The organism is Polyangium sorediatum (assembly GCF_029946465.1).
Classification (GTDB): Bacteria; Myxococcota_A; Polyangia; order Polyangiales; family Polyangiaceae; genus Polyangium; species Polyangium fumosum.
In genome coordinates this window covers 194,482-213,299 of the sequence record NZ_JARZHI010000010.1, presented here as the reverse complement: position 1 = coordinate 213,299, position 18,818 = coordinate 194,482, and the positions used below count along the sequence as shown (strand labels likewise).

Annotated in this window: 20 protein-coding genes; 12 read left to right on the top strand and 8 right to left on the bottom strand. The window is 68.5% G+C overall.

Translation table 11 applies throughout. The features are described from left to right. Positions 1-73 precede the first annotated feature (73 nt). From QHF89_RS15010 to QHF89_RS15000, 3 genes are read left to right on the top strand one after another with little or no spacing between them, the layout of a single operon-like run. Positions 74-787, top strand: coding sequence for a polyhydroxyalkanoate synthesis regulator DNA-binding domain-containing protein (locus QHF89_RS15010; RefSeq protein WP_136966882.1), 714 nt, complete (start codon positions 74-76; stop codon positions 785-787). A gap of 30 nt (positions 788-817) precedes the next feature. Continuing rightward, positions 818-1,522, top strand: a complete 705-nt coding sequence (locus QHF89_RS15005) for a sigma-70 family RNA polymerase sigma factor (protein WP_136931272.1) — start codon at positions 818-820, stop codon at positions 1,520-1,522. Then, a complete protein-coding gene (locus tag QHF89_RS15000; protein ID WP_136966881.1) occupies positions 1,519-2,385 on the top strand; it encodes an anti-sigma factor family protein in 867 nt (288 codons plus the stop codon). Before QHF89_RS15005 ends, QHF89_RS15000 begins: the two co-directional genes overlap by 4 nt. Positions 2,386-2,456: 71 nt before the next feature. Here QHF89_RS15000 and ggt read toward each other — a convergent pair whose 3' ends face one another. Beyond that, positions 2,457-4,250, bottom strand: coding sequence for a gamma-glutamyltransferase (gene ggt, locus QHF89_RS14995; protein WP_284720503.1), 1,794 nt, complete (start codon positions 4,248-4,250; stop codon positions 2,457-2,459). 114 nt (positions 4,251-4,364) lie between these two features. On the opposite strand from ggt, the gene gshB reads away from it, so the two are divergent. The 4 genes from gshB to QHF89_RS14975 all read left to right on the top strand — a co-directional run bounded on the left by gshB (position 4,365) and on the right by QHF89_RS14975 (position 6,989). Then, a complete protein-coding gene (gene gshB / locus QHF89_RS14990; protein ID WP_136931275.1) occupies positions 4,365-5,315 on the top strand; it encodes a glutathione synthase in 951 nt (316 codons plus the stop codon). Positions 5,316-5,478: 163 nt separating this feature from the next. Continuing rightward, positions 5,479-5,793 carry a hypothetical protein gene (locus QHF89_RS14985; protein ID WP_136966879.1) on the top strand — a complete coding sequence of 105 codons (315 nt, stop codon included), beginning with the start codon at positions 5,479-5,481 and terminating at the stop codon, positions 5,791-5,793. Between the two features lie 22 nt (positions 5,794-5,815). After that, positions 5,816-6,304 carry a 2-amino-4-hydroxy-6-hydroxymethyldihydropteridine diphosphokinase gene (folK, locus tag QHF89_RS14980; protein WP_136966878.1) on the top strand — a complete coding sequence of 163 codons (489 nt, stop codon included), beginning with the start codon at positions 5,816-5,818 and terminating at the stop codon, positions 6,302-6,304. 52 nt (positions 6,305-6,356) lie between these two features. Next, complete coding sequence (locus tag QHF89_RS14975; protein ID WP_284720502.1) at positions 6,357-6,989, top strand: hypothetical protein; 633 nt, start codon at positions 6,357-6,359, stop codon at positions 6,987-6,989. A 3-nt stretch (positions 6,990-6,992) separates the two neighbouring features. Here QHF89_RS14975 and QHF89_RS14970 read toward each other — a convergent pair whose 3' ends face one another. The 4 genes from QHF89_RS14970 to QHF89_RS50185 form a co-directional block, all read right to left on the bottom strand. Further along, on the bottom strand, positions 6,993-7,397 hold the full coding sequence (locus tag QHF89_RS14970; protein WP_136931279.1) for a CBS domain-containing protein: 405 nt from the start codon (positions 7,395-7,397) through the stop codon (positions 6,993-6,995). A 79-nt stretch (positions 7,398-7,476) separates the two neighbouring features. Beyond that, positions 7,477-8,574, bottom strand: coding sequence for a mannose-1-phosphate guanylyltransferase (locus QHF89_RS14965; protein WP_136966877.1), 1,098 nt, complete (start codon positions 8,572-8,574; stop codon positions 7,477-7,479). After that, positions 8,544-9,446 carry an undecaprenyl-diphosphate phosphatase gene (locus QHF89_RS14960; RefSeq protein ID WP_284720501.1) on the bottom strand — a complete coding sequence of 301 codons (903 nt, stop codon included), beginning with the start codon at positions 9,444-9,446 and terminating at the stop codon, positions 8,544-8,546. The genes QHF89_RS14965 and QHF89_RS14960 overlap by 31 nt, the downstream gene beginning before the upstream one ends. Before the next feature lie 54 nt (positions 9,447-9,500). Then, on the bottom strand, positions 9,501-10,202 hold the full coding sequence (locus QHF89_RS50185) for an Hsp20/alpha crystallin family protein (protein ID WP_136966875.1): 702 nt from the start codon (positions 10,200-10,202) through the stop codon (positions 9,501-9,503). 235 nt (positions 10,203-10,437) lie between these two features. On the opposite strand from QHF89_RS50185, the gene QHF89_RS14950 reads away from it, so the two are divergent. From QHF89_RS14950 to QHF89_RS14930, 5 genes are read left to right on the top strand one after another with little or no spacing between them, the layout of a single operon-like run. Next, on the top strand, positions 10,438-11,115 hold the full coding sequence (locus QHF89_RS14950) for a hypothetical protein (RefSeq protein WP_284720500.1): 678 nt from the start codon (positions 10,438-10,440) through the stop codon (positions 11,113-11,115). Between the two features lie 35 nt (positions 11,116-11,150). After that, the gene (locus tag QHF89_RS14945) at positions 11,151-11,819 is read left to right on the top strand and encodes a succinate dehydrogenase cytochrome b subunit (RefSeq protein ID WP_284720499.1); all 669 of its coding nucleotides are present in this window, start codon (positions 11,151-11,153) and stop codon (positions 11,817-11,819) included. Positions 11,820-11,831: 12 nt separating this feature from the next. After that, positions 11,832-13,742 (top strand): fumarate reductase/succinate dehydrogenase flavoprotein subunit, encoded by a 1,911-nt coding sequence (locus tag QHF89_RS14940; protein WP_136966873.1) that lies wholly within the window; start codon positions 11,832-11,834, stop codon positions 13,740-13,742. After that, positions 13,742-14,539: a succinate dehydrogenase/fumarate reductase iron-sulfur subunit gene (locus tag QHF89_RS14935; protein ID WP_136967049.1), complete on the top strand. Its 798-nt coding sequence runs from the start codon at positions 13,742-13,744 to the stop codon at positions 14,537-14,539. The genes QHF89_RS14940 and QHF89_RS14935 overlap by 1 nt, the downstream gene beginning before the upstream one ends. A 47-nt stretch (positions 14,540-14,586) precedes the next feature. Further along, positions 14,587-15,606, top strand: a complete 1,020-nt coding sequence (locus tag QHF89_RS14930; protein WP_136966872.1) for a DUF1152 domain-containing protein — start codon at positions 14,587-14,589, stop codon at positions 15,604-15,606. On the opposite strand, the gene QHF89_RS14925 is transcribed toward QHF89_RS14930, so the two are convergent. From QHF89_RS14925 to QHF89_RS14915, 3 genes are all read right to left on the bottom strand, one after another. Further along, positions 15,600-16,769, bottom strand: a complete 1,170-nt coding sequence (locus QHF89_RS14925) for an STAS domain-containing protein (RefSeq protein ID WP_136966871.1) — start codon at positions 16,767-16,769, stop codon at positions 15,600-15,602. The genes QHF89_RS14930 and QHF89_RS14925 overlap by 7 nt on opposite strands. Positions 16,770-16,921: 152 nt before the next feature. Then, positions 16,922-17,416, bottom strand: a complete 495-nt coding sequence (locus tag QHF89_RS14920; RefSeq protein ID WP_284720497.1) for an MmcQ/YjbR family DNA-binding protein — start codon at positions 17,414-17,416, stop codon at positions 16,922-16,924. Positions 17,417-17,422: 6 nt separating this feature from the next. Then, entirely contained in the window at positions 17,423-18,817 is a 1,395-nt protein-coding gene (locus tag QHF89_RS14915; RefSeq protein ID WP_284720512.1) for a serine/threonine-protein kinase, read from the bottom strand. Position 18,818 lies beyond the last annotated feature (1 nt).

Below are 18,818 nucleotides of genomic sequence, written 5' to 3'. Positions count from 1 at the left end.
GATTCACGCTGTCATCAGCTTGCACATATGAGTTACAGGTGGTCCAATTCAGTCGAGGCGCGAAGGGGAGATCATGGATACGGTGAAGGAGACCTCGGGGGCCAGTGCGACGCCGCGGCGCGTCATCAAGCGGTACTCCAACCGTAAGTTGTACGATACCAAGGACAGCCGCTACGTGACCCTCCAGCAGATCGGGGAGATGGTCCGTGCGGGCGAAGAGGTCCAGATCATCGACAACGCGACCAAGGAGGACAAAACCGAGGTCACGCTGGCGCTCATCATCTCGGAGGACCTCAAGTCCCAGCCGCGAAGCGTGCCCCTCGGGACGCTGCGGGACCTGATCCAGGAGCGCGGCGAGCGCCTGCTCAACACGCTCCGCGAGGGCCCGATCGGTCGGCTCATCCCGGGCGGCGGAACCGAAGACGCCCCCGCGGAGGCGGCCGCGCCGGCCACCCCGGACAAACCCCCCACGCAGCCTCCGCCCGCGCCTGCTGCCGCCGTTGCTCCGGCCGAGGCGGACAAACCCGCCGCCTCCCATGGCGCGAAGGCGCGTCTGTCCGAGATCGTCGAGAGCTCGAAGCAGACCCTCGACCAGTGGCAGCACGCCGTGGACGAGCGGATCCGTCACATCCTGCCCGGCGTCGGCCTCTTCCGCGACCTTCAGGCCGACGTTCACCGCCTCTCGCAGCGCGTCGAGGAGCTCGAAGCCATCGTGCGCAAGCTCGGTGGTGAGCCGACCAACACGCCCGAGACACCCGAGAAGCCTGAGACCTCGACCGAGGAATAGTCGGGGGGGTGCTCCTGTTGGGAGACCGCGATGGCATTTTTCTTCAGTAAAAAGCCAGCTTCGGTCGCCCAGGACCTGAGCTTCTCCGGCGCTGGGGACGGCGCGCCGGGGGTCGACAATTTCGAGGTGGAGCTGCTTGGCCACCTCGACACGCTGTATGCGGTGAGCTGCCGCATGACACGGAGCACGACCGAGGCCGAGGATCTCGTCCAGGACACGGTCGTGAAGGCTATGCGTGCCCGCGACCAGTTCGAGCCGGGCACGAACCTCAAGGCCTGGTTGCTTCGTATCCTCACGAACACCTTCATCAACCGCTACCGCCGCGGCGGACTCGAGCGCGACATCCTGGAAGGTCCGGATGTCGAGTCGCTGACCGACGGATGGATCGGCGCGACGACGATGCGCGGCATGCGGGATCCCGAGACGGCGGCCCTCGCGCCGCTGGTCGAGGCCGAGGTGCAGCGCGCGCTCGACGATCTGCCGCCGGAGTTCCGCGTCGCGGTCGTGCTCTCGGACATCGAAGAGCTCTCCTACAAGGAGATCGCCGAGGCGATGGGCACGCCGATCGGCACGGTGATGTCGCGGCTGCACCGCGGCCGGAAGCTCTTGCAGAAGACGTTGCGCGACCATGCTGTCGCCCTGGGCATCGTGAGCGAGGGTTCCTCGAACAAGGCCGACCAGGCCCCGACGGACCTCGCGGCGTACCGGAAGCGGAAGCGGAGTGCTGCGGTATGAATGGGCTCAAGGTGATGACCGACGAGTGCTCGTTGTTCTCGCGTTGCATGTCGGCGTACGTGGACGGCGAGCTCGATCCAGGACACGCGGTCGACATGGAGGCGCACGTCCTTCATTGCGGCACGTGCTCCGAGCGCGTGACGTTCTTGCGGGTGATGCGCGCGAGCATGAAGCGCACGGCCGCGAAGCGTGTCCCCGACGCGATGCGCGCGCGCATCCACGCCGCGATGCTCGCCGAGAAGCGTCGCGTGAAAGAGGCCGATCGCGAGGTCCACTCCGCGAAGCTCGTGAGCTGGAAATACGCGGCGACGCTCGCGGCTGCGGCTGGCGTCGCGCTCACGGTGGCGGCCGCGAAAAACCAGAAGGACGTGGTGGTCACGCCGGAACTCGCGCGGATCGGCGCGACGACGGAAATGGCTGCCGCTGGCATGGACTCGCTGCTCGACGATCTCGTCGCGCTCCACGCGCATCCCTTGCCGCCCGAGACGACGAACCCCGAAGAGCTCGTCCGTTTCGACCCGCTCGTCGGCGTGCCCGTGCGTCGGCCTGCGTTCCAGCCCTTCGTGGCGAGCTTCAACGGCGCGCGCGTGCACGCGATGCGTGATCAACGTGCGGCGCTCCTGCAGTACACGGTCGAGGGCAAACACCGCGTCACGGTGTACGTCTTCGATCCGCGCGCCGTGCCGATGATGCGCGTGACGCGGCTCGAACCGCGCGTCGTGCGGGAGCGTCCCGTCTACGTGGGCAAACTCCGCGGCTACTCGGTCGCGGCGGTCGAGAAGAGCGGCGTCGGTTACGCGCTCGCGACGGACTTCGACGACGAACGCAGCGCGCAGCTCGTCCTCGCCGCCACGCAGCAGTAACAGCCGCTCGACGCTCGGGGGTTCGCGGGGACAACCCTGACGAACCCCTCCTCGTCCCCGACAAACCCTTCCTACTGCACGAGCCCCGCGCCACCCTTGCGCGGATCGGCGCCGACGGTGAGCACCCGCGCGCCGTCCGGGCCCTCCTGGATCGACACGGCCTGCACCGCGGAGAAGTTCGGCTTGCTCGTGTCCACGACCTCGCCGCGCTTCTCCAGATCCTGCAGCACCTCCGTCCCGATCGCCGCGTCGATGAACAACCCGCCCGTCGGCGGCGTCTCGAAGCGCGGCGCGGCCACGGCCTTGTCGACCGGCATGCCGAACACGAGATGCGACAGGAGCACCTGCGTCGTGCCCGTCGCGATGCGCGTCCCGCCCGACCCGCCGAACGCGAGCACGGGCTTGCCGTCCTTCGTCACGATCGTCGGCGTCATGCTCGACGTCGGCCGCGCCCCGCCGCGCGGATAGTTCGGCCCCTTCGACATGCCGAACAGCTTCTCCACGCGCTCGGCCGTGAAGTCCGCGAGCTCGTCGTTCAGCAAGAACCCGCCTTCCGTCACGAGCTGCGCGCCGAACATGTTGTTCACCGTCGTCGTGATCGACGCGACGTTCCCCTCGGCGTCCACGGTCACGATGTGCGTCGTGCCCGCGTCGGTCACCGGGAAGTTCTCGGCCTTCGTCGTCGACGTCATCGAGATCCTCGCGCGCCGCGCCTTCATCCGCTCGGGGCTCACGAGCTTCGCCACGTCCATCTTCACGAACGCGGGATCCCCGAGCAGCCGCACCCGATCTGCGACCGCGCCGCGCATCGTCTCGGCGAGCAGGTGCGTGTACGCCCCCGTGTTGTGCCCGAGCGCCGCGAGATCCACCTTCGAGTGCATGTGGAGCGTCTCCAGCATCATCACGCCGCCGGCCGAGGGCGGCGGCATCGTGACGACCTCGTAGCCCTCCCACTGCGTCCGCAGCGGCTCTCGATCGAGCACCTTGTAGTCCTCGAGATCCTTCTTCGTCATGCGGCACTTGCCGGCCCGCGCCGTGGCCAGGATGTCGGCCGCGATCGACCCCTCGTAAAACGCCTTCTTCCCCTCGGCGCCGATCCTCCGCAGCGTCGCGGCGAGCGCCGGGTTCTTCACGATCTCGCCCGCCGGCACGATCGCGCCGGCCTTCGCGAAGAGCCCGTACCGCGGCGACGAGAGCAGCCACTTCTCGTTCCACTTCAGCGCGCGGGTCATGTGGGCGCTCACGGGAAAACCTTTCTCCGCCGCGTCCGCCGCGCCGCGCACGAGATCGGCCATCGCGAGCTTGCCCCAGCGCGCGTGCATCTCCGCGATCCCCGCGACTTCGCCGGGCACGCCCGTCATCACGCCGCGGTGGTCCTCGGGCACCGGCCGCTTCGTGAGCTCCGTCGGCACGAGGTCCTTCGGCGCGGTCTCCCGGAAATCGAGGATCCGGATCTCCTTCGTCTTCGCGTCGTACACCGTCGCGAACCCGCCCCCGCCGAGCCCGCTCGACACGGGATGCACGACGCCGATCGCCAGCGCCCCCGCGATCGCCGCGTCCACCGCGCTCCCGCCGCGGGCGAGCACATCCATCGCGATCGCCGACGCCGTCGCGTTCTCCGTCGCCACGGCGTACTTGTGCTTCGTCGGCGCAGCGGGCGCGGCCGGCGCGGGCGCCTGCGCGGTTCCTTGCGGGATCAGGTTCGCGGGCGGCGCGGCGGGCGTGGGCGCGGCGGGCGGCGCCTTCGCCGTGGCCTCGTCCGGCGAGCGCGCGGCCGGCGCGCTGCAACCCGATCCGGGCAAGGCGACCAGCAGCGCGAGGGCGGCGGCAAACGATGCCGTCGAGAGGGCACGGAGAGTTCGCATGGCACAGCTCCATCTGCGCGGGCGCCCCGCGCGTGCGCTAGGATGCCCCGGCCGTGCCGCGGGGATCAACCGTGGCCGGAGAAAGCCCTCGATCCCCGACGGGAGAGCCAAACCATGCGCTTCGTGTTCGTGATGGACCCCCTGACCCGCGTGACGCACGACAAGGACACCACCTTCGCGTTCATCCGCGCAGCGCAGGCGCGTGGTCATCAGAGCTTCCACTGCTTGCCGCAGGACCTCTACGTCTCGCAGGGTTTTCCGTTCGCCACGGCGCACCGTGTCGAGATTCTCCCCGATCCGCCTTACATCACGCTCCGCCGGGACGAAGGCGCGCAACGCCTGCCGCTGCACGACGTCGAGGCCGTCTTCATCCGCAAGGATCCGCCCTTCGACCAGGCTTACCTCTACGCGACGCTCATGCTCGAGCCCGCGCGCGGCAAGACGCTCATCATCAACGATCCGCGCGGCCTGCGGGACGCCAACGAAAAGCTCTACGCGCTCGGCTTCTCCGAGTGGACGCCGAAGACGCTCGTCACGGCCGATCGCGACATGATCCACGACTTCGTCCGCGACGTCGGCGGAAAGGCCGTCATCAAGCCACTCGACGGCGCCGGCGGCTGGGGTGTCATGATGCTCCGCTCGGACGACAAGAACGCCCGCGCCATCGCCGACATGCTCACGGGCGAGGGCCAGCGGCTCGCGATGGTGCAGGAGTTTCTCCCGGCTGTGTCCCAGGGCGACAAACGTATCCTCCTGCTCGACGGCGAGCCGCTCGGCGCGATCCTCCGCGTCCCGCGCAGCGACGAGATCCGCTCGAACATCCACGTCGGCGGCAGCGTCGTCCCGACCGAACTCACGCCGCGCGAGCGCGAGATCGTCCGCTCGGTCGGCGCGCGCCTCAAGGCTGACGGCCTCTACTTCGTGGGCCTCGATGTCATCGGCGAACACCTCACCGAGGTGAACGTCACCAGCCCGACCGGCATCCAGGAGCTCAGCCGCTTCACCGGCCAGGACCAGTCGGCCCGCGTCATCGAGTGGGCCGAAAAAAACGCCCGTTTGCGTTAGTCCCGAGGGGGACGCCTCGCGTCCCCCTCTCGGCCAGGCAACGCCCGGCCGATTCACCCGCTCGAGGCGAACTCGGCAGGCGAGCTCGCAAAGCGCCGAGCGGCGCTCTCCCGTCTCCCCCCAAAATTTGGCCCGCGCGGCTCCCCTCGACCAGGGTTCGCGCATGGCCCCGCCCGCCCACGCTTGCGCCGTCTGCGCCGCCGAGGCCTCGGCGACGACTTCGCTCGTCCGCGTCTACATCGAGGGACGCACGCTCCACCTCTGCCGCAGCCACGCGGCCACCGTCGTCGCTGCGCGCCCGGAGACCTTCGAAGAACTCCGCGCGCTCTTCGTCGGCGTCACCATCCGCGCCGGCAGCGGCATCGAACGCAGATCGCCCATCGCGCGCCGCTGGGGCGAGGATCGGCGCGCCTTCCCACCGCGCCCCGAAGGCCGCCGCGCCTCGAATGGCCGCCGCGCCACCGATCCCCACGACTGACCCCGCGCCTTACACGACACGCATGCTGCACGCCCGGCGCATCGCCCTCGCCCTCGGCTCGAACCTCGGCGACCGTGCCGCCACGATCGAACACGCCATCGCCGACCTGCGCGACACGCCGGGGTTTGTCGTGGTCGACTGCTCGCCGCTCTACGTCACGCCGCCGGCGGGCGGACCGCCTCAAGGGGATTACTTGAATGGCGCCGTCCTCGTCTCGACGGCCTTGCCTGCGCGTGACGTCCTCGCGCGGACGCAGGCCATCGAGCGCTCGCTCGGCCGCGTCCGGCCGGATCCCGTCCGCTGGGGGCCTCGCACAATCGACATCGACATCCTCTGGATCGAGGGGGAATGCATCGACGAGCCTGGCCTCGAAGTCCCGCATCCGCGCCTCGAAGGTCGCGTCTTTGCGCTCCGCCCGCTCCTCGACGTCGCCCCCGACGCGACGCACCCGCGCACGGGGAAACGTTACGACGAGCTCCCTGCGGCGCACTTGCCAATGATGCGAGCATAAGACGCACGGAAGCGTCCTCGACATAGCCGCGGGGAGCGGGTATGGTCGCGTCATGCATAAGCTTCGTGTTTCCTTGGTTGGGCTTTTTCTTTTGGGCGCCGCGCAGGTCCTCGCCGCGTGCGGCAGTGACGTCACGAATAACGGGCAAGGTGGCTCGGGCGCGGGCGGCAGCGGCGGCGCGGGCGGCACGGGCGGCGCAGCGCCGGGCGATGCCAGGCAGGCGTGCATGGATTTCTGCCACGTCGGCGAGGTCAACAACTGCGGCATGCAGCTCGGCGATTGCAACGCGTTTTGCGACGAGGCCTTCGCCGACATCCCCCCCGAATGCGAGGACCAATTCGGCGCGCTCTTCGCGTGTTACATCCCCGCCGCGAAGGATTGCCCGAACGACCCCCCGCCCGAGTGCAACGACGAGCAGGAGGCCGCGCAAATGTGCCAAATGGCAAACGGCTGCCTCGAGGGAGAATGCTTCGCCGGCGCCGGTCCGAACGGCGAATCGAGCTGCGGCTGCTCCTCGACCTGCAAGGGTGAGCCCTACTCGACGAGCTGTGAGACCCCCGCCAACGGCGGAGTGACGACGTGTACGTGCACCACGGGCGACACGGTCGTCGGCACCTGCACGAACCCCGACCCCGAGACGTGCGGCCCGAAGACGAGCTGCTGCGCCGAGCTCTTCAACCTCTGAGCATCAGCCCACTTCGGGCTCGGGCGGCATCACCTTTTCCACGAAATACCTGAGCACGTCGAGCGGGGTGATGATCCCGACGAGCCGTCCGCTCCGCACCACCGGCAAATGGTGGATCTGACCGGTTCGCAGGATGGCCATCACCTCGTCCGTCGTGGCGAACTCGTCCACGACGATCGGCGGGTGGCTCATCACGTCGCGCGCCGCGGCTCCGGGCGTCTGCCCTTGCAGCAGCGTCGCCATCAGATCCGTCTCGCTCACGAATCCGACCACGCGCTCGTGCTCGTCGACGACCGGGACGCCGCCGATCCGCGCGTCCACGAGCAGGCGTGCGATCTCCTCGAGCGGCGTCCCGAGCGAGACGGCGTCGGCGTGATGCGTCATGATGTGGCGCGCGTGTCCCTTCATGGCCGGGGGTAGAATGGAGCCTCGCGCCCGCCCTGTCCACCCCTCGCGCGCGTCCGTCCCCGCAGGCTGAATTTTTGGTTCAAACGAGGCGGGTTCGTCCGCGCGACTTGAGCGCCGCCACGACCTCTTTCACGTCCTGCGCCCGCGCCCGTGGCACCACGAGCAAGGCGTCGTCGGTCTCCACCACCACGAGATCCTCCACGCCGACGAGCGCAATCACGCGTTTGCCCTCCTCCGCCCCCGTGCGCAGATCGAGCACCAGGTTCCGCCGCGCATCGACGAACAGCGCGCTCGGGGGCGCGGCATTCTGCTGCGCGTCCTTCTCGGCGAGGTCGAACGCGGTCTGAAAACTCCCCACGTCGCTCCAGCCGAAATCGCCGGGCACGACCGCAAACTGGTCGATGTGGTCCATCACGCCGTGATCGATGCTGATCGAAGGCAACATCGGGAAGATCTTGTCGAGTGCGGCTTGCTCCTCCCCCTCCTCGGCGGCGCGGTCGATCGCGTCGAGCCCCTCGGCGAGGGCGGGCATGTGCGCGCGGATGGCGTCCACCATGTCGCGCACCCGAAAAAAGAACATCCCCGCGTTCCAGAGGTGCTTGCCGCCGGCCACGAAGGCTTCCGCGCGTGCAGCGTCCGGCTTTTCGACGAATCGCGTAGCCGGAAGCGCCTCCACGCCGCGCGCTTCTCCTTCGAGCTCGATGTATCCATACCCCGTCTCCGCGTGCGTGGGCTTGATTCCGATCGTCGTGATCGTCCCGCGCGCGGCGGAGGCCACGGCGCGCTCCAGCGCGAACCGGAAGCCCGCGACGTCGCGCACGTGGTGATCACTCGGCAACACCATCAGCACCGCGTCCGGGTTCGTCCGGGCAATGTGAAAGCTCGCCCAACCAATACAAGGCGCCGTGTTCCGCGCGGCGGGCTCGACGAGCGTGTTCTCGGCGTAGAGCTCCGGCAGCGCCTCGGCCGTCTGCTCCACGAGGTGCTTGCCCGTCGCCACGAAGAGCCGCTCCCAGTCGACGAGCGGCGTGATTCGCTCCGCCGTCTGCCGGATCAGCGGAGACTTCCCGACCAGGGGCAAGAGCTGCTTCGGCCGCGCGGCGCGCGAGGCCGGCCAGAAACGCGTGCCGGCGCCGCCGGCGAGGATCAGGGCGTAAATGGAAGGAGCGGATTGCATGGTTTGTCATCCATGGACATAACGGCCATCGCCGCAGGCGCCGGCGCCTCCCGCATCGAAGCTTCGCCGAACGAACGGCCGTACGAGACCGTGGCGAAGCCCAAGGGGAGGACCCAGAACGCGAGCCGCGCGAGGGCGTGTTTTTCGAGCAAGCTGCGCGCGAGGCCGATCGCGACCGTCGCGCCGAGAAAAGCCGTCACCAGGCCGAAGCCGATCGCAGGCGCGCCGATCTCCGTGACCTCGGGCCGCGCGCCGAGGCCCGCGACAAACGACACGAGCAGCGTGATCCCCGTGAGCGCGAAGGCCAGATCGAGCGCCCGATCGGCCTTCGTGCCCATCCACATGGCGATCACGAGCGCCGCGCCCACGTCCGAGCCGCCGGGCAGCGCGCCCGTCCCGTGCACGAGGCCGAGCAACGCAGCGAGCGAGAGCGACGGCGCCTCCACGCGCCCGGCCGGCGCGAGGCTCATCGTCGCCACGAGGAGCCCCGTCCAGACGAGGCCAAAGCCGACGGCGATCGGCGCGCCGGTCCAGAGTTCCAGGAACGGCGCCGCGAGCGCGCGCGAGAGCAGGCTCGCGGCCGCCGCGACCACGAGCACGGCCGCGTCGTGCGCGCCTTTCGACGAGCGCAAGAGCGAGGGACGCGCGACGGCCCGGAGCCCCTCGGAGACCGCAGCGACGAGGTGCCGCCGGGCGCCGACGAGCAGCGCGGAGGCCGTCGCGACGTGCAAGATCGATTCGAGCGCCGCGGCGCTGCGGCCTGGATCGAGCCACAGGCGGGCGACCGCGTCGTGCCCCGAGCGCGAGATCGGCAGCGCCTCCGCGAGGCCCTGAATCCCGGCCAAGAGCACGACCTCCGCGAGCGGCAGCACGCGGCCAGTGATAGCAGCGCCGCGGCGCTGTTGTCCATCCGGGCCGCTTCGGCGTCAGGCCGCCTTCTCTCGTGAGCCGCCCTGCGTCATGCCCTGTTCACTGCCGCCCGCGCCCGTCGTGGCCTGCGAGGTCCCGTGCGTCCCGGCCGCTCCTCCGCCGGCCGTGGACGTTTGTCCCGCGGTCGTGCTCGCGCCCGTGCCTGACGCGCCGCTCGCCGAGGTTTGTGGACGCACGCTCGATTGCGCGCCTTGCTCCTCGGCGCGGGCTTCTCCGCGCTTCACGCTGATGCGCTTCGGCTCCTCCGCTTTCGATTTCGGGATGAGCACCTCGAGCACGCCGTTCGAAAGGTTTGCGTCGATCCGCTCCGGATCGATCCCTTCGGGCAGCGTGAACGACCGGGTAAAACTCCCGTACGAGCGCTCGTAGGCCCAGTACCGCTCGTTCTCGTCGCGCTGCTCCTCCTCGCGCCGGCCGCTGATCGTGAGCCGCCGGCCGGAGACGTCGATCGAGACGTCGTCCTCCTTCAGGCCCGGCAGATCCGCGCGGATCGCGTATCCATCCTTCGTCTCGCGCACCTCCATGTCGGGCAGGAAGGCCCGGCCTTGCGGCAGGAAGGATTCCATTTCGGCGAACGGATCCCACGCGAGCATCTCGCGCATGCGCCGGAATGGATCTCCGTACCCGAGCGAGCGGAACGGATCCCCCGTCGCGAGCCTTTGCTCGCGCCCCGGCTCCCGGGCGCCTGCCTGTGTCATTTCCCTCGACGGCCCCTGCCCTTCTCGACCTTCTCGTCTGCGCATGAAACCAGCCATGACGACCCCCTCCTGTTCGAACGGATTCGCGCGCGCTTCATGCACGTTCCGTGCGCAGGCCGGACACGGTGACGATTGCACAGCGACGCGGAGGAGCCTGCCTCGGAGCGTCACGGCCGGGCGTCCTGGAAGGAGGGTCGCGCTCCTTCGCGCATGAAGGTTGCACGGATCGAAGGACATGCGCTGTTTGCTCCTCGCCCTCGCGCTCGCCGTGACCGGATGCGGCGGCTCGTATTATTATCAGCCTGCCGAGCAAGCCAACGCGACGGTATCGGGATATCCGGCGGCGCGGTACGACATCCCGCCGGGCACGGGCCAAGGGGACGTGCGGGTGAGCTCGTTTGGCGTGACGGACGTGCGCCTCTCCGAGGACGAAGAGCCGGTCCGCGCGCTCCACGTCCGGTTCGTCGTGGCAAACGAGGACGGCGCCGAGCCCTGGACCGTCGATACACGCGAGCTCCGCGTGCAATTCGCCGACATGGCGGGCGAGACCGCGCCCGTGGTCGCGAACGCGACCCACGCGAGCATGCCCGTCGTCGTGATCCCGCGCGGCGAATCGACGACGATCGACGCCTATTTTCCGCTCCCGGAGTCGCTCCGGGGCGCCCGCGACCTGCCGCAATTCGACATCGTCTGGCGGGTGCACACCGACGATCGTATCGTCACCCAGCGGACCCCGTTCGAACGGCGCAGCGTCGAGCCTCCCCCGACCACGGCGACGTACGGGTTTGGTTATGGCTGGGGCGGCGGGGCATATCCGTATTGGTGGTACGATCCGTTCTTTTATCCGCGCTCGGTGATCATCCACCGAGGCCCGGCGCAGCCGCGCGTCTATTATTACGGCTATCCGCGCTGAGGAATCCGGATCGTCGTGCAGGGAGGGGGCCCGGGATGGCGGCGACCGTAAAACTCGGGGCGACGAGCGTCGCGAAAAAAGCGCTCATGGCAGCGAGCGGGGTCGTGCTCACGGCGTACGTCGTGCTGCACCTCGCGGGCAACCTGCTTTATTTCGCGGGCCCCGAGGCGCTCGACGCGTACGGCGCGCTCCTCCATGAGAACCCCACCCTGCTCTGGTCGGCCCGCACCGTCCTCTTCGCGTCGTTTTGCATCCACGTGGTCGTCGCGCTCGACCTCTATGTGCGCCGACAGGTTGCGCGCCCGATCTCGTACGGCCGCTACGAGCGCGCCGCGAGCAGCCTCGGCGCGCGCACGATGCTCTGGACCGGCCTCGTCTTGCTCGGGTTCGTCATCTACCACGTCCTCCATTTGACCATCGGCCTCTTCCACCCAGCCTATTCCCCGGGTCGCGTCTATTCGAATGTCGCGGTTGCTTTTTCCTCGATCGTGCCCACCGTGATCTACGTGGTCAGCATGCTCGCGCTCGGCTTGCACGTCTCGCACGGCGCGCTCGCGATGACGCAATCGCTCGGCCTCACCTTGCAGCGTGACCGGCTGCGCGTGCTCCGGCGGCTCGCCGCTGTCCTCGCGTTGGTTGTCGCCGTGGGCCTCGCCGCCATTCCGCTCACCGCACTCGCGCTCTCGCTGCTGCGGGGGCGTTAGGGGGAGGCATTCATGCACCTCGACGGCAAGATCCCCGGCGGCCCTCTTCCGCAGAAATGGGAGCGCCGCAAGCTCGACTATGCGCTCGTGAGCCCGGCGAACCGCCGCAAATACACGGTGCTCGTCGTCGGCACGGGCCTCGCGGGCGCCTCGGCCGCGGCCACGCTCGGCGAGCTCGGCTACCGCGTCGAATGCGTTTTTTTCCACGACAGTCCCCGCCGCGCGCACAGCATCGCGGCCCAGGGCGGCATCAACGCCGCGAAAAACTACCAGAACGACGGCGACAGCGTGCAACGCCTCTTCCAGGACACGATCAAGGGCGGTGATTACCGGGCCCGCGAGGGCAACGTTTACCGCCTCGCCGAGGTGAGCCTGCGCATCATCGATCAATGCGTCGCGCAGGGCGTCCCATTCGCCCGCGAGTACGGGGGAAAACTCGCGAACCGCTCCTTCGGCGGCGCTCAGGTCTCACGCACGTTTTATGCGCGCGGCCAGACAGGCCAGCAGCTCCTCCTCGGCGCTTACCAGTCCTTGCTCCGCCAGGTCCAGGCCGGCACCGTTCGCCTCTCGCCGCGCACGGAAATGCTCGACCTCGTCGTCGCCCACGGCAGAGCCCGCGGCATCGTCGCGCGGGATCTCGTGACCGGCGAGATTCGCACGTTCGTCGCCGACGCGGTCGTCCTCGCCACGGGTGGCTATGGCAATGCGTATTTCCTCTCCACGTATGCGCGCAACTCGAACGCGACCGCGATCTGGCGCGCCCATCGCCGCGGCGCGTACTTCGCGAACCCGTGCTTCACGCAGATCCACCCCACGTGCATCCCCGTCAGCGGCGAGCATCAATCGAAGCTCACGCTCATGAGCGAATCGCTCCGCAACGACGGCCGCATCTGGGTGCCGCTCCGCGCCGGGGACAAGCGCTCGCCCGAACAGATCCCCGAGGCTGAGCGTGATTATTACCTCGAACGCCGCTACCCGAGTTATGGAAACCTCTCGCCCCGCGACGTCGCCTCCCGCGCAGCCAAGGCCGTCTGCGACGAGGGCCGCGGCGTCGGCCCGAGCGGACTCGGCGTGTACCTCGATTTCGCGGACGCCATCCGCCGCCTCGGCGCAGACGTCATCGCCGAGCGGTATGGGAACCTCTTCGACATGTACGCCGAAATCACGGGCGAAGACCCCTACCGCGCCCCGATGCGAATCTACCCAGCCATTCATTACACGATGGGCGGCCTCTGGGTCGATTACGACCTCATGAGCACGATCGACGGCCTCTTCGTGATCGGCGAGGCGAATTTTTCCGATCACGGGGCGAACCGCCTCGGCGCGAGCGCGCTCATGCAGGGCCTCGCCGACGGCTATTTCATCGTCCCGCTCGCCGTGGGCAGCTACCTCGCGCGCGCGAAGCCGCCGGCGATCGACGGCGCGCACCCCGCATTCGAGGAAGCACGCAAAGAAACGGCGGCCCGCATCGAGCGGCTCCTTTTGGTGCGTGGCAAGCGCACCGCCGCCTCGTTCCACCGCGAGCTCGGCAAGCTCCTCTGGGACACGTGCGGCATGTCGCGCAACCGCGAAGGGCTCGAACGCGCGCTCACCCAGATCCCCGAGCTTCGCGAGAAGTTTTACCGGGAGCTTCTCGTCCCCGGCCAAGGCGAATCCTTGAATCGTGAACTCGAAACCGCCGGCCGCGTCGCCGATTACTTCGAACTCGGCGAGCTCACCTGCCGCGACGCCCTCCACCGCGAAGAATCCTGCGGTGGCCATTTCCGCGAAGAATACCAGACGCCGGACGGAGAGGCCCTGCGCGACGACGAGCATTTCGCCTACGTCGCCGCGTGGCAATGGCGCGAGGGCGAACCGCCCCTCCTGCACAAGGAGCCGCTCGTGTTCGAGGCGGCCCCGCCCATGCAAAGGAGCTACAAATGATGCGGCTCGCGCTCGAGGTCTGGCGGCAGCGGAGCCCCGAGGCGCCTGGACGGTTCGTCCGGTACGAGACCACCGAGGCCTCGCCCGACATGTCGCTCCTCGAATTGCTCGACGTCGTCAACGAGGGCCTCGTGCGAAAAGGCGAAGAGCCAATCGCCTTCGACAGCGATTGCCGCGAGGGCATTTGCGGCACCTGTGGATTCATGGTCAACGGCCTCGCGCACGGCCCGCTCCAGGGCGCGGCGGCGTGCCAGGTCTACCTGCGGAACTTCCGCGACGGAGAGACGCTCTGGATCGAGCCGTTTCGCGCGAAGGCTTTTCCCCTCCTCAAGGACCTCGTCATCAACCGGAGCGCGCTCGATCGGATCATCGCCGCGGGCGGTTACGTCACCGTCAACACGGGCAATGCGCCGGAGGCCAGCACCTCGACGATCCGCAAGGACTGCGCCGAGCGGGCCATGGACGCGGCCGCGTGTATCGCGTGCGGGGCCTGCGTCGCGGCTTGCCCGAATGCCTCGACCGCGCTCTTCACGGGCGCGAAGATCACGCACCTCGGAAACCTCCCGGAGGGCCAGCCCGAGCGCGGTCGGCGCGCGCTCCGGATGGTCCGGGCCGCCGCGGCGGAGGGATTCGGCCATTGCACGTTCGCTGGGGAATGCGAGACCGCGTGCCCGAAGAGCATCCCCCTCCAGGTCATCACGCAAATGAACCACGACTACCTCGCGGCCCGGCTCTCCGGCGAGGGACGCGCACAACCGCGGCACATCGAGCCCGGGACACCAAAACGACGCCGCTGACGCGCTCGCGCTGCGCGCCGCCGCCGTGGTAGCCTCGGCGCCGCGCCATGCTTCCGACCTTCCTCGCGCGGCTCGCCGACCCTTCCATCAAGACCGTCCTCCTCTGCGGCTGCGGCGGGGGCTTCGATTTCCTGCAAGGCGCGACGCTCTTGCCCGAGCTCGAGCGCCTCGGCAAGCGCGTGATCCTCGGCAGTTATTCGTTCGGGCAGCCCGAGCGCATCGACGACGCGGCCGTCGTGTACACGGCCGAGACGGGCGCCGTCGTCAAGCAGGTCCTCGCGTATTCGAGCCCCCCGCCCGATTACGGCCCGGAGGTCCACCTCGCGAGCTTCCTCGACCAGGAGCGCCCCAAGAGCGCGCCGCATTTCGTCTACGCCTATTACGCGCGGTCCTTCACCGTGCCCGCGCTCCGCGCCTTTTATGCCGAGCTCGTCCAGCGCCACGAGGTCGATGCCGTGATCCTCGTCGACGGGGGCTCGGATTCGCTCATGCGCGGCGACGAGGAGGGGCTCGGTGATCCGATCGAGGACGCGGTCTCCGTGGGCGCCGTGGCCTCGCTCGAAGGCGTCAAGCTCAAGCTGCTCTGCTCGATCGGCCTCGGCGCCGACCGCTTCAATGGCGTCTCCGACGCCGCCAGCCTGCGGGCCATCGCCGAGCTCACCGAAGCCGGCGGCTTCCTCGGCGCCGTGAGCCTCGAACCGACGAGCCCTGGATTCGACTTTTACAAACGCTGCATCGAACACGTCTATGCAAACCAGACGTTCCGCTCGGCGCTCACCGGATTCATCCTCTCGGCGGCCGAGGGCCATTTCGGCGGTGAGAGCGTCCCGCCGGCCCTGCGCAACCGGGTGAGCCCGGGCCGGTTCTTCGTCTGGCCGCTCATGGCCATGATCTGGGCCTTCGACGTCGAGGTCGTGGCGCGCCGCTCGAAAATCGTCGGTTGGATCCACGATTGCACCACGGTGCGAGATTGCCACCTCGCGCTCGGCCGCGGGCGCGCCTCGCTCGCGGAGGGCCCGCGCGAGGTGGAGAACCTGCCGCGGCAGGAGGACATGGTCGGTTATTGACCCATTTCGCTCCGACGAACGCGACTCTCCTCCGACATCCGGCGAATGCAGAGCCGGAGCCCCTCGCGCAGGTTCGCGCACGTCGTCACGCTCGACAGATCGAGCCCGAGCGTCACCGCCGTCTGCGCCACCGTCGGCCGGATCCCCGTGACGATGCCCTCCGCGCCGAGGAGCCGGATCGCCCGAATCAGGCTGAAGAGGTGGCTCGCCGTGGCCGTGTCGACCATATCGACGCCTGTCATGTCGAGGATCGCGAACCGCGCCGACGTGCGCACCACGGCCGAGAGCAGGTCGTCCATCACGCGCGCCACGCGCTTGCTGTCGACCACGCCCATCATCGGGAGCGTGAGCACCTTCTCCCATACCTGGATCACCGGCGTCTCCAGGTTCCGAATGACCTCCTCTTGCCGCTCGATGAGATCCATCTTCGTCCGGAGGTCGACCATGGCCTTCTTCACGTCGCTCTTGGCGAGCGTCAAGCCAAGCATGTGCGTAACGTCGCCGGCCTCGTTGCGTATCGGCAAAAACCAGCTCTCCCACAGGACATCGAGAGCCTCGCTCGTCGCGTGGACGACCTCGCCCGCGAACGCGCGACGGATATCCGTCATGGAACCCACATCGCCGCCGAAAATCTCGAAGAGGTTTTGCCCGATGAGCGTCCCGGGCTCGAAGCCGCCAGCTCTGCACCCTTTGCCGTCGTGCACGACGTAATCACCCTGCTGGTCGACCACGTACACGGAGATATCCACGTTATCAAGGATCCCCCGGAGAACACGCTCGGGCGAAGCCGCGGGCAGCAAAGTGAGGTCCTCGGCGGGGGGCACGGCGAGCCGCCCCGAGGAGACGCGCGGCGTCGGGACAATCGTCACATACACTTCGACCCGCCCTGGCGCGCGCCGCGCATGCAAAGAGAACGAGCGATAGATCCCCTCAACGTCACGCATCTGACAGAGGGCGCTCCAGGCATCGCCCTCGTTCATCGTCGCCCACGACGACGCGACCGCGTCCCTGTGATCGGGGTGAACGGACTCGAACAAGGAACCGCCTCGCACGCGCTCGGCTCCGAGGACACGCTCGGCCTCGGGATTGAAGCCGGAAATCGCGCCCTCCTGGCTCGTGACCACGAGGATGCCCGGGCAATGCTGGAACCAAGCCGAATCCATTACAGTCTCCACGAACCTACGGGGCCGAACGAAGGGACTATCACGCCGCTCGTAGCATCGTCGAGCAGGAAATATGCAAAATTGATTACACCCCGAAAGGAATAATCAAGGATAGGTCGACCGCGTGACGTGACGTAAGGACGCGGCGCGGTTCAGTCGTCCACGCGCGCGGCAAGGGCCTTCGGGGCGATCATCTTGTAGCTGCCCGTGACGAGGGCCCGCACCTCGTTCCAGTCGATCGGGCCGTCGTTCGGCTCGTCGAGCCGCACGTTGATCCACCCGTGTTTGCCGACGTATTTCGCAATGGTGAACCGCGGGTCGGTCGCCACGAGCCCGGCCTGCATCTCGAACGTGGTCTTCACGCCGAACGACCCCACGCCGTTTTCCCCGCCCATTGCGGCGAAGATCTTGTCCCGCACGCGGAACGTCGGGTGCCCCCAGGCCTCGACCTCGGTCGCCTCGGGAAACCCCATGCAAATGGCGCGGAACCGCTCGAGTGCCCCGCCGGGCCCCTCCATTTTGCTCGCTCGTCCGGCCGCCTTTTTCGCCGGGGGAGCTGTCTTCTTCGCGGGGGCCTTGGCCTTCTTCGTGGCCGTCTTCTTGGTGGTCTTCGTCGATTTCGTCGTGCCGGCTTTCGTGCTCGCCATGGTCTCTCAATACCCGAGGTCGCGCGTCTTTTTCGTCGTCGCGGAAGGCAGTGGTTTGGTGGTCTTTGCGTCGCTCGCGGGCAGGGGCCCCGGCGCGGCCGAAGCCGAGACGGCGGGCGCGGCGCTCTCCTCGTCGAGCACGACCTCCTTCGCAGGCTCGGCCGCAGGCTCGCGCGGGGCGCCCGTGGAAATCGCAGGCGGCGGCGCCGCTGCGGGGGCCATGGTCGTGTTCGACGAACCCGTCGCCGCGGTCGGCGCCGATTTGCCCCCGAACATCATGAACGCCGCGCCCACGCCGAAGAGAAGCAACACGACGACGGCCATGGCGCCGATGAGAAGGCCGCGCCCGCTGCTCGGGGCCGGCGCCTGGACGATCGAAATGTTCGCCGCGGGGCCGAGCGTACTCGGACCCGTCGCGCCCAGCGGGCCCGTCCGGCCCGTATGCGAGGCCAAGAAGCCGCCGGACGCATCGAATGCGCCGTCAAACGAACGAGGCGGCGGCACGGAATTCGGCCCGAACGCGGCCCCCGGCGCGGCGAGGCGCACCACGTCGGAGAACGCGCGCGCGAATTCGCGGGCCGAGAAGAATCGCATGGCCGGATCCTTGGCGAGCGCGCGCTCGAAGAAGGCGTCGAGCTCGGGAGGCAAGGTCGGATCGATCATAACGACGCGCGGGACGGGATCCATGCAGATCCGCACGATCATATCACCGAGTGCATTCGCCTCGAAGGGCCGCCGGCCCGTCACCATGCGGAACAGGATCACCCCGAGCGACCAGAGATCCGCGCGGTGGTCGATATCGGTCTTCCCTCGCGCCTGCTCGGGGCTCAAATAGTAGGGCGTGCCGAGGACCGCGCCCTCCTCCGTGACGTCCTTCGCCTCCTCGGCTACGGCGAGCGTCTTCGCGATGCCAAAATCGAGGATCTTGGGGATCTCCTCGTCGCCCTCGCGCACGAGGAACACGTTCTCCGGCTTGAGGTCGCGGTGCACGAGCTTCGCCTCGTGCGCGCGCTCGAGCCCGCGGGCGACCGGAATCAGGATCTTCTCCGCGTCCACGAGCGAGAGCCGCCCCGCGCGACGAATCCGCGCCGCGAGGTCTTCCCCTTCGAGCAGCTCCATCACGATGTACGGCAACCCCTGGTCGATCCCGTAATCGTGGATCTTCACCACGTTCGAGGAGCGGATCTGCGCGGCCGCGCGGGCCTCCCGCTGGAATCGCGAAAGCGCCGCATCGGCCGAGCCCGTCATGAATTTCACGGCGACCGGGATGTCGAGGTCGAGGTGCGTGCCCACCCAGACCGAGCCCATGCCCCCCTTTCCGAGGAGCTTGTCGAGACGAACCTTTCCGGCGATCACCAGACCGGGGGCGGGCTTTGCGACCTGCGTGGGCGGCGACCACATC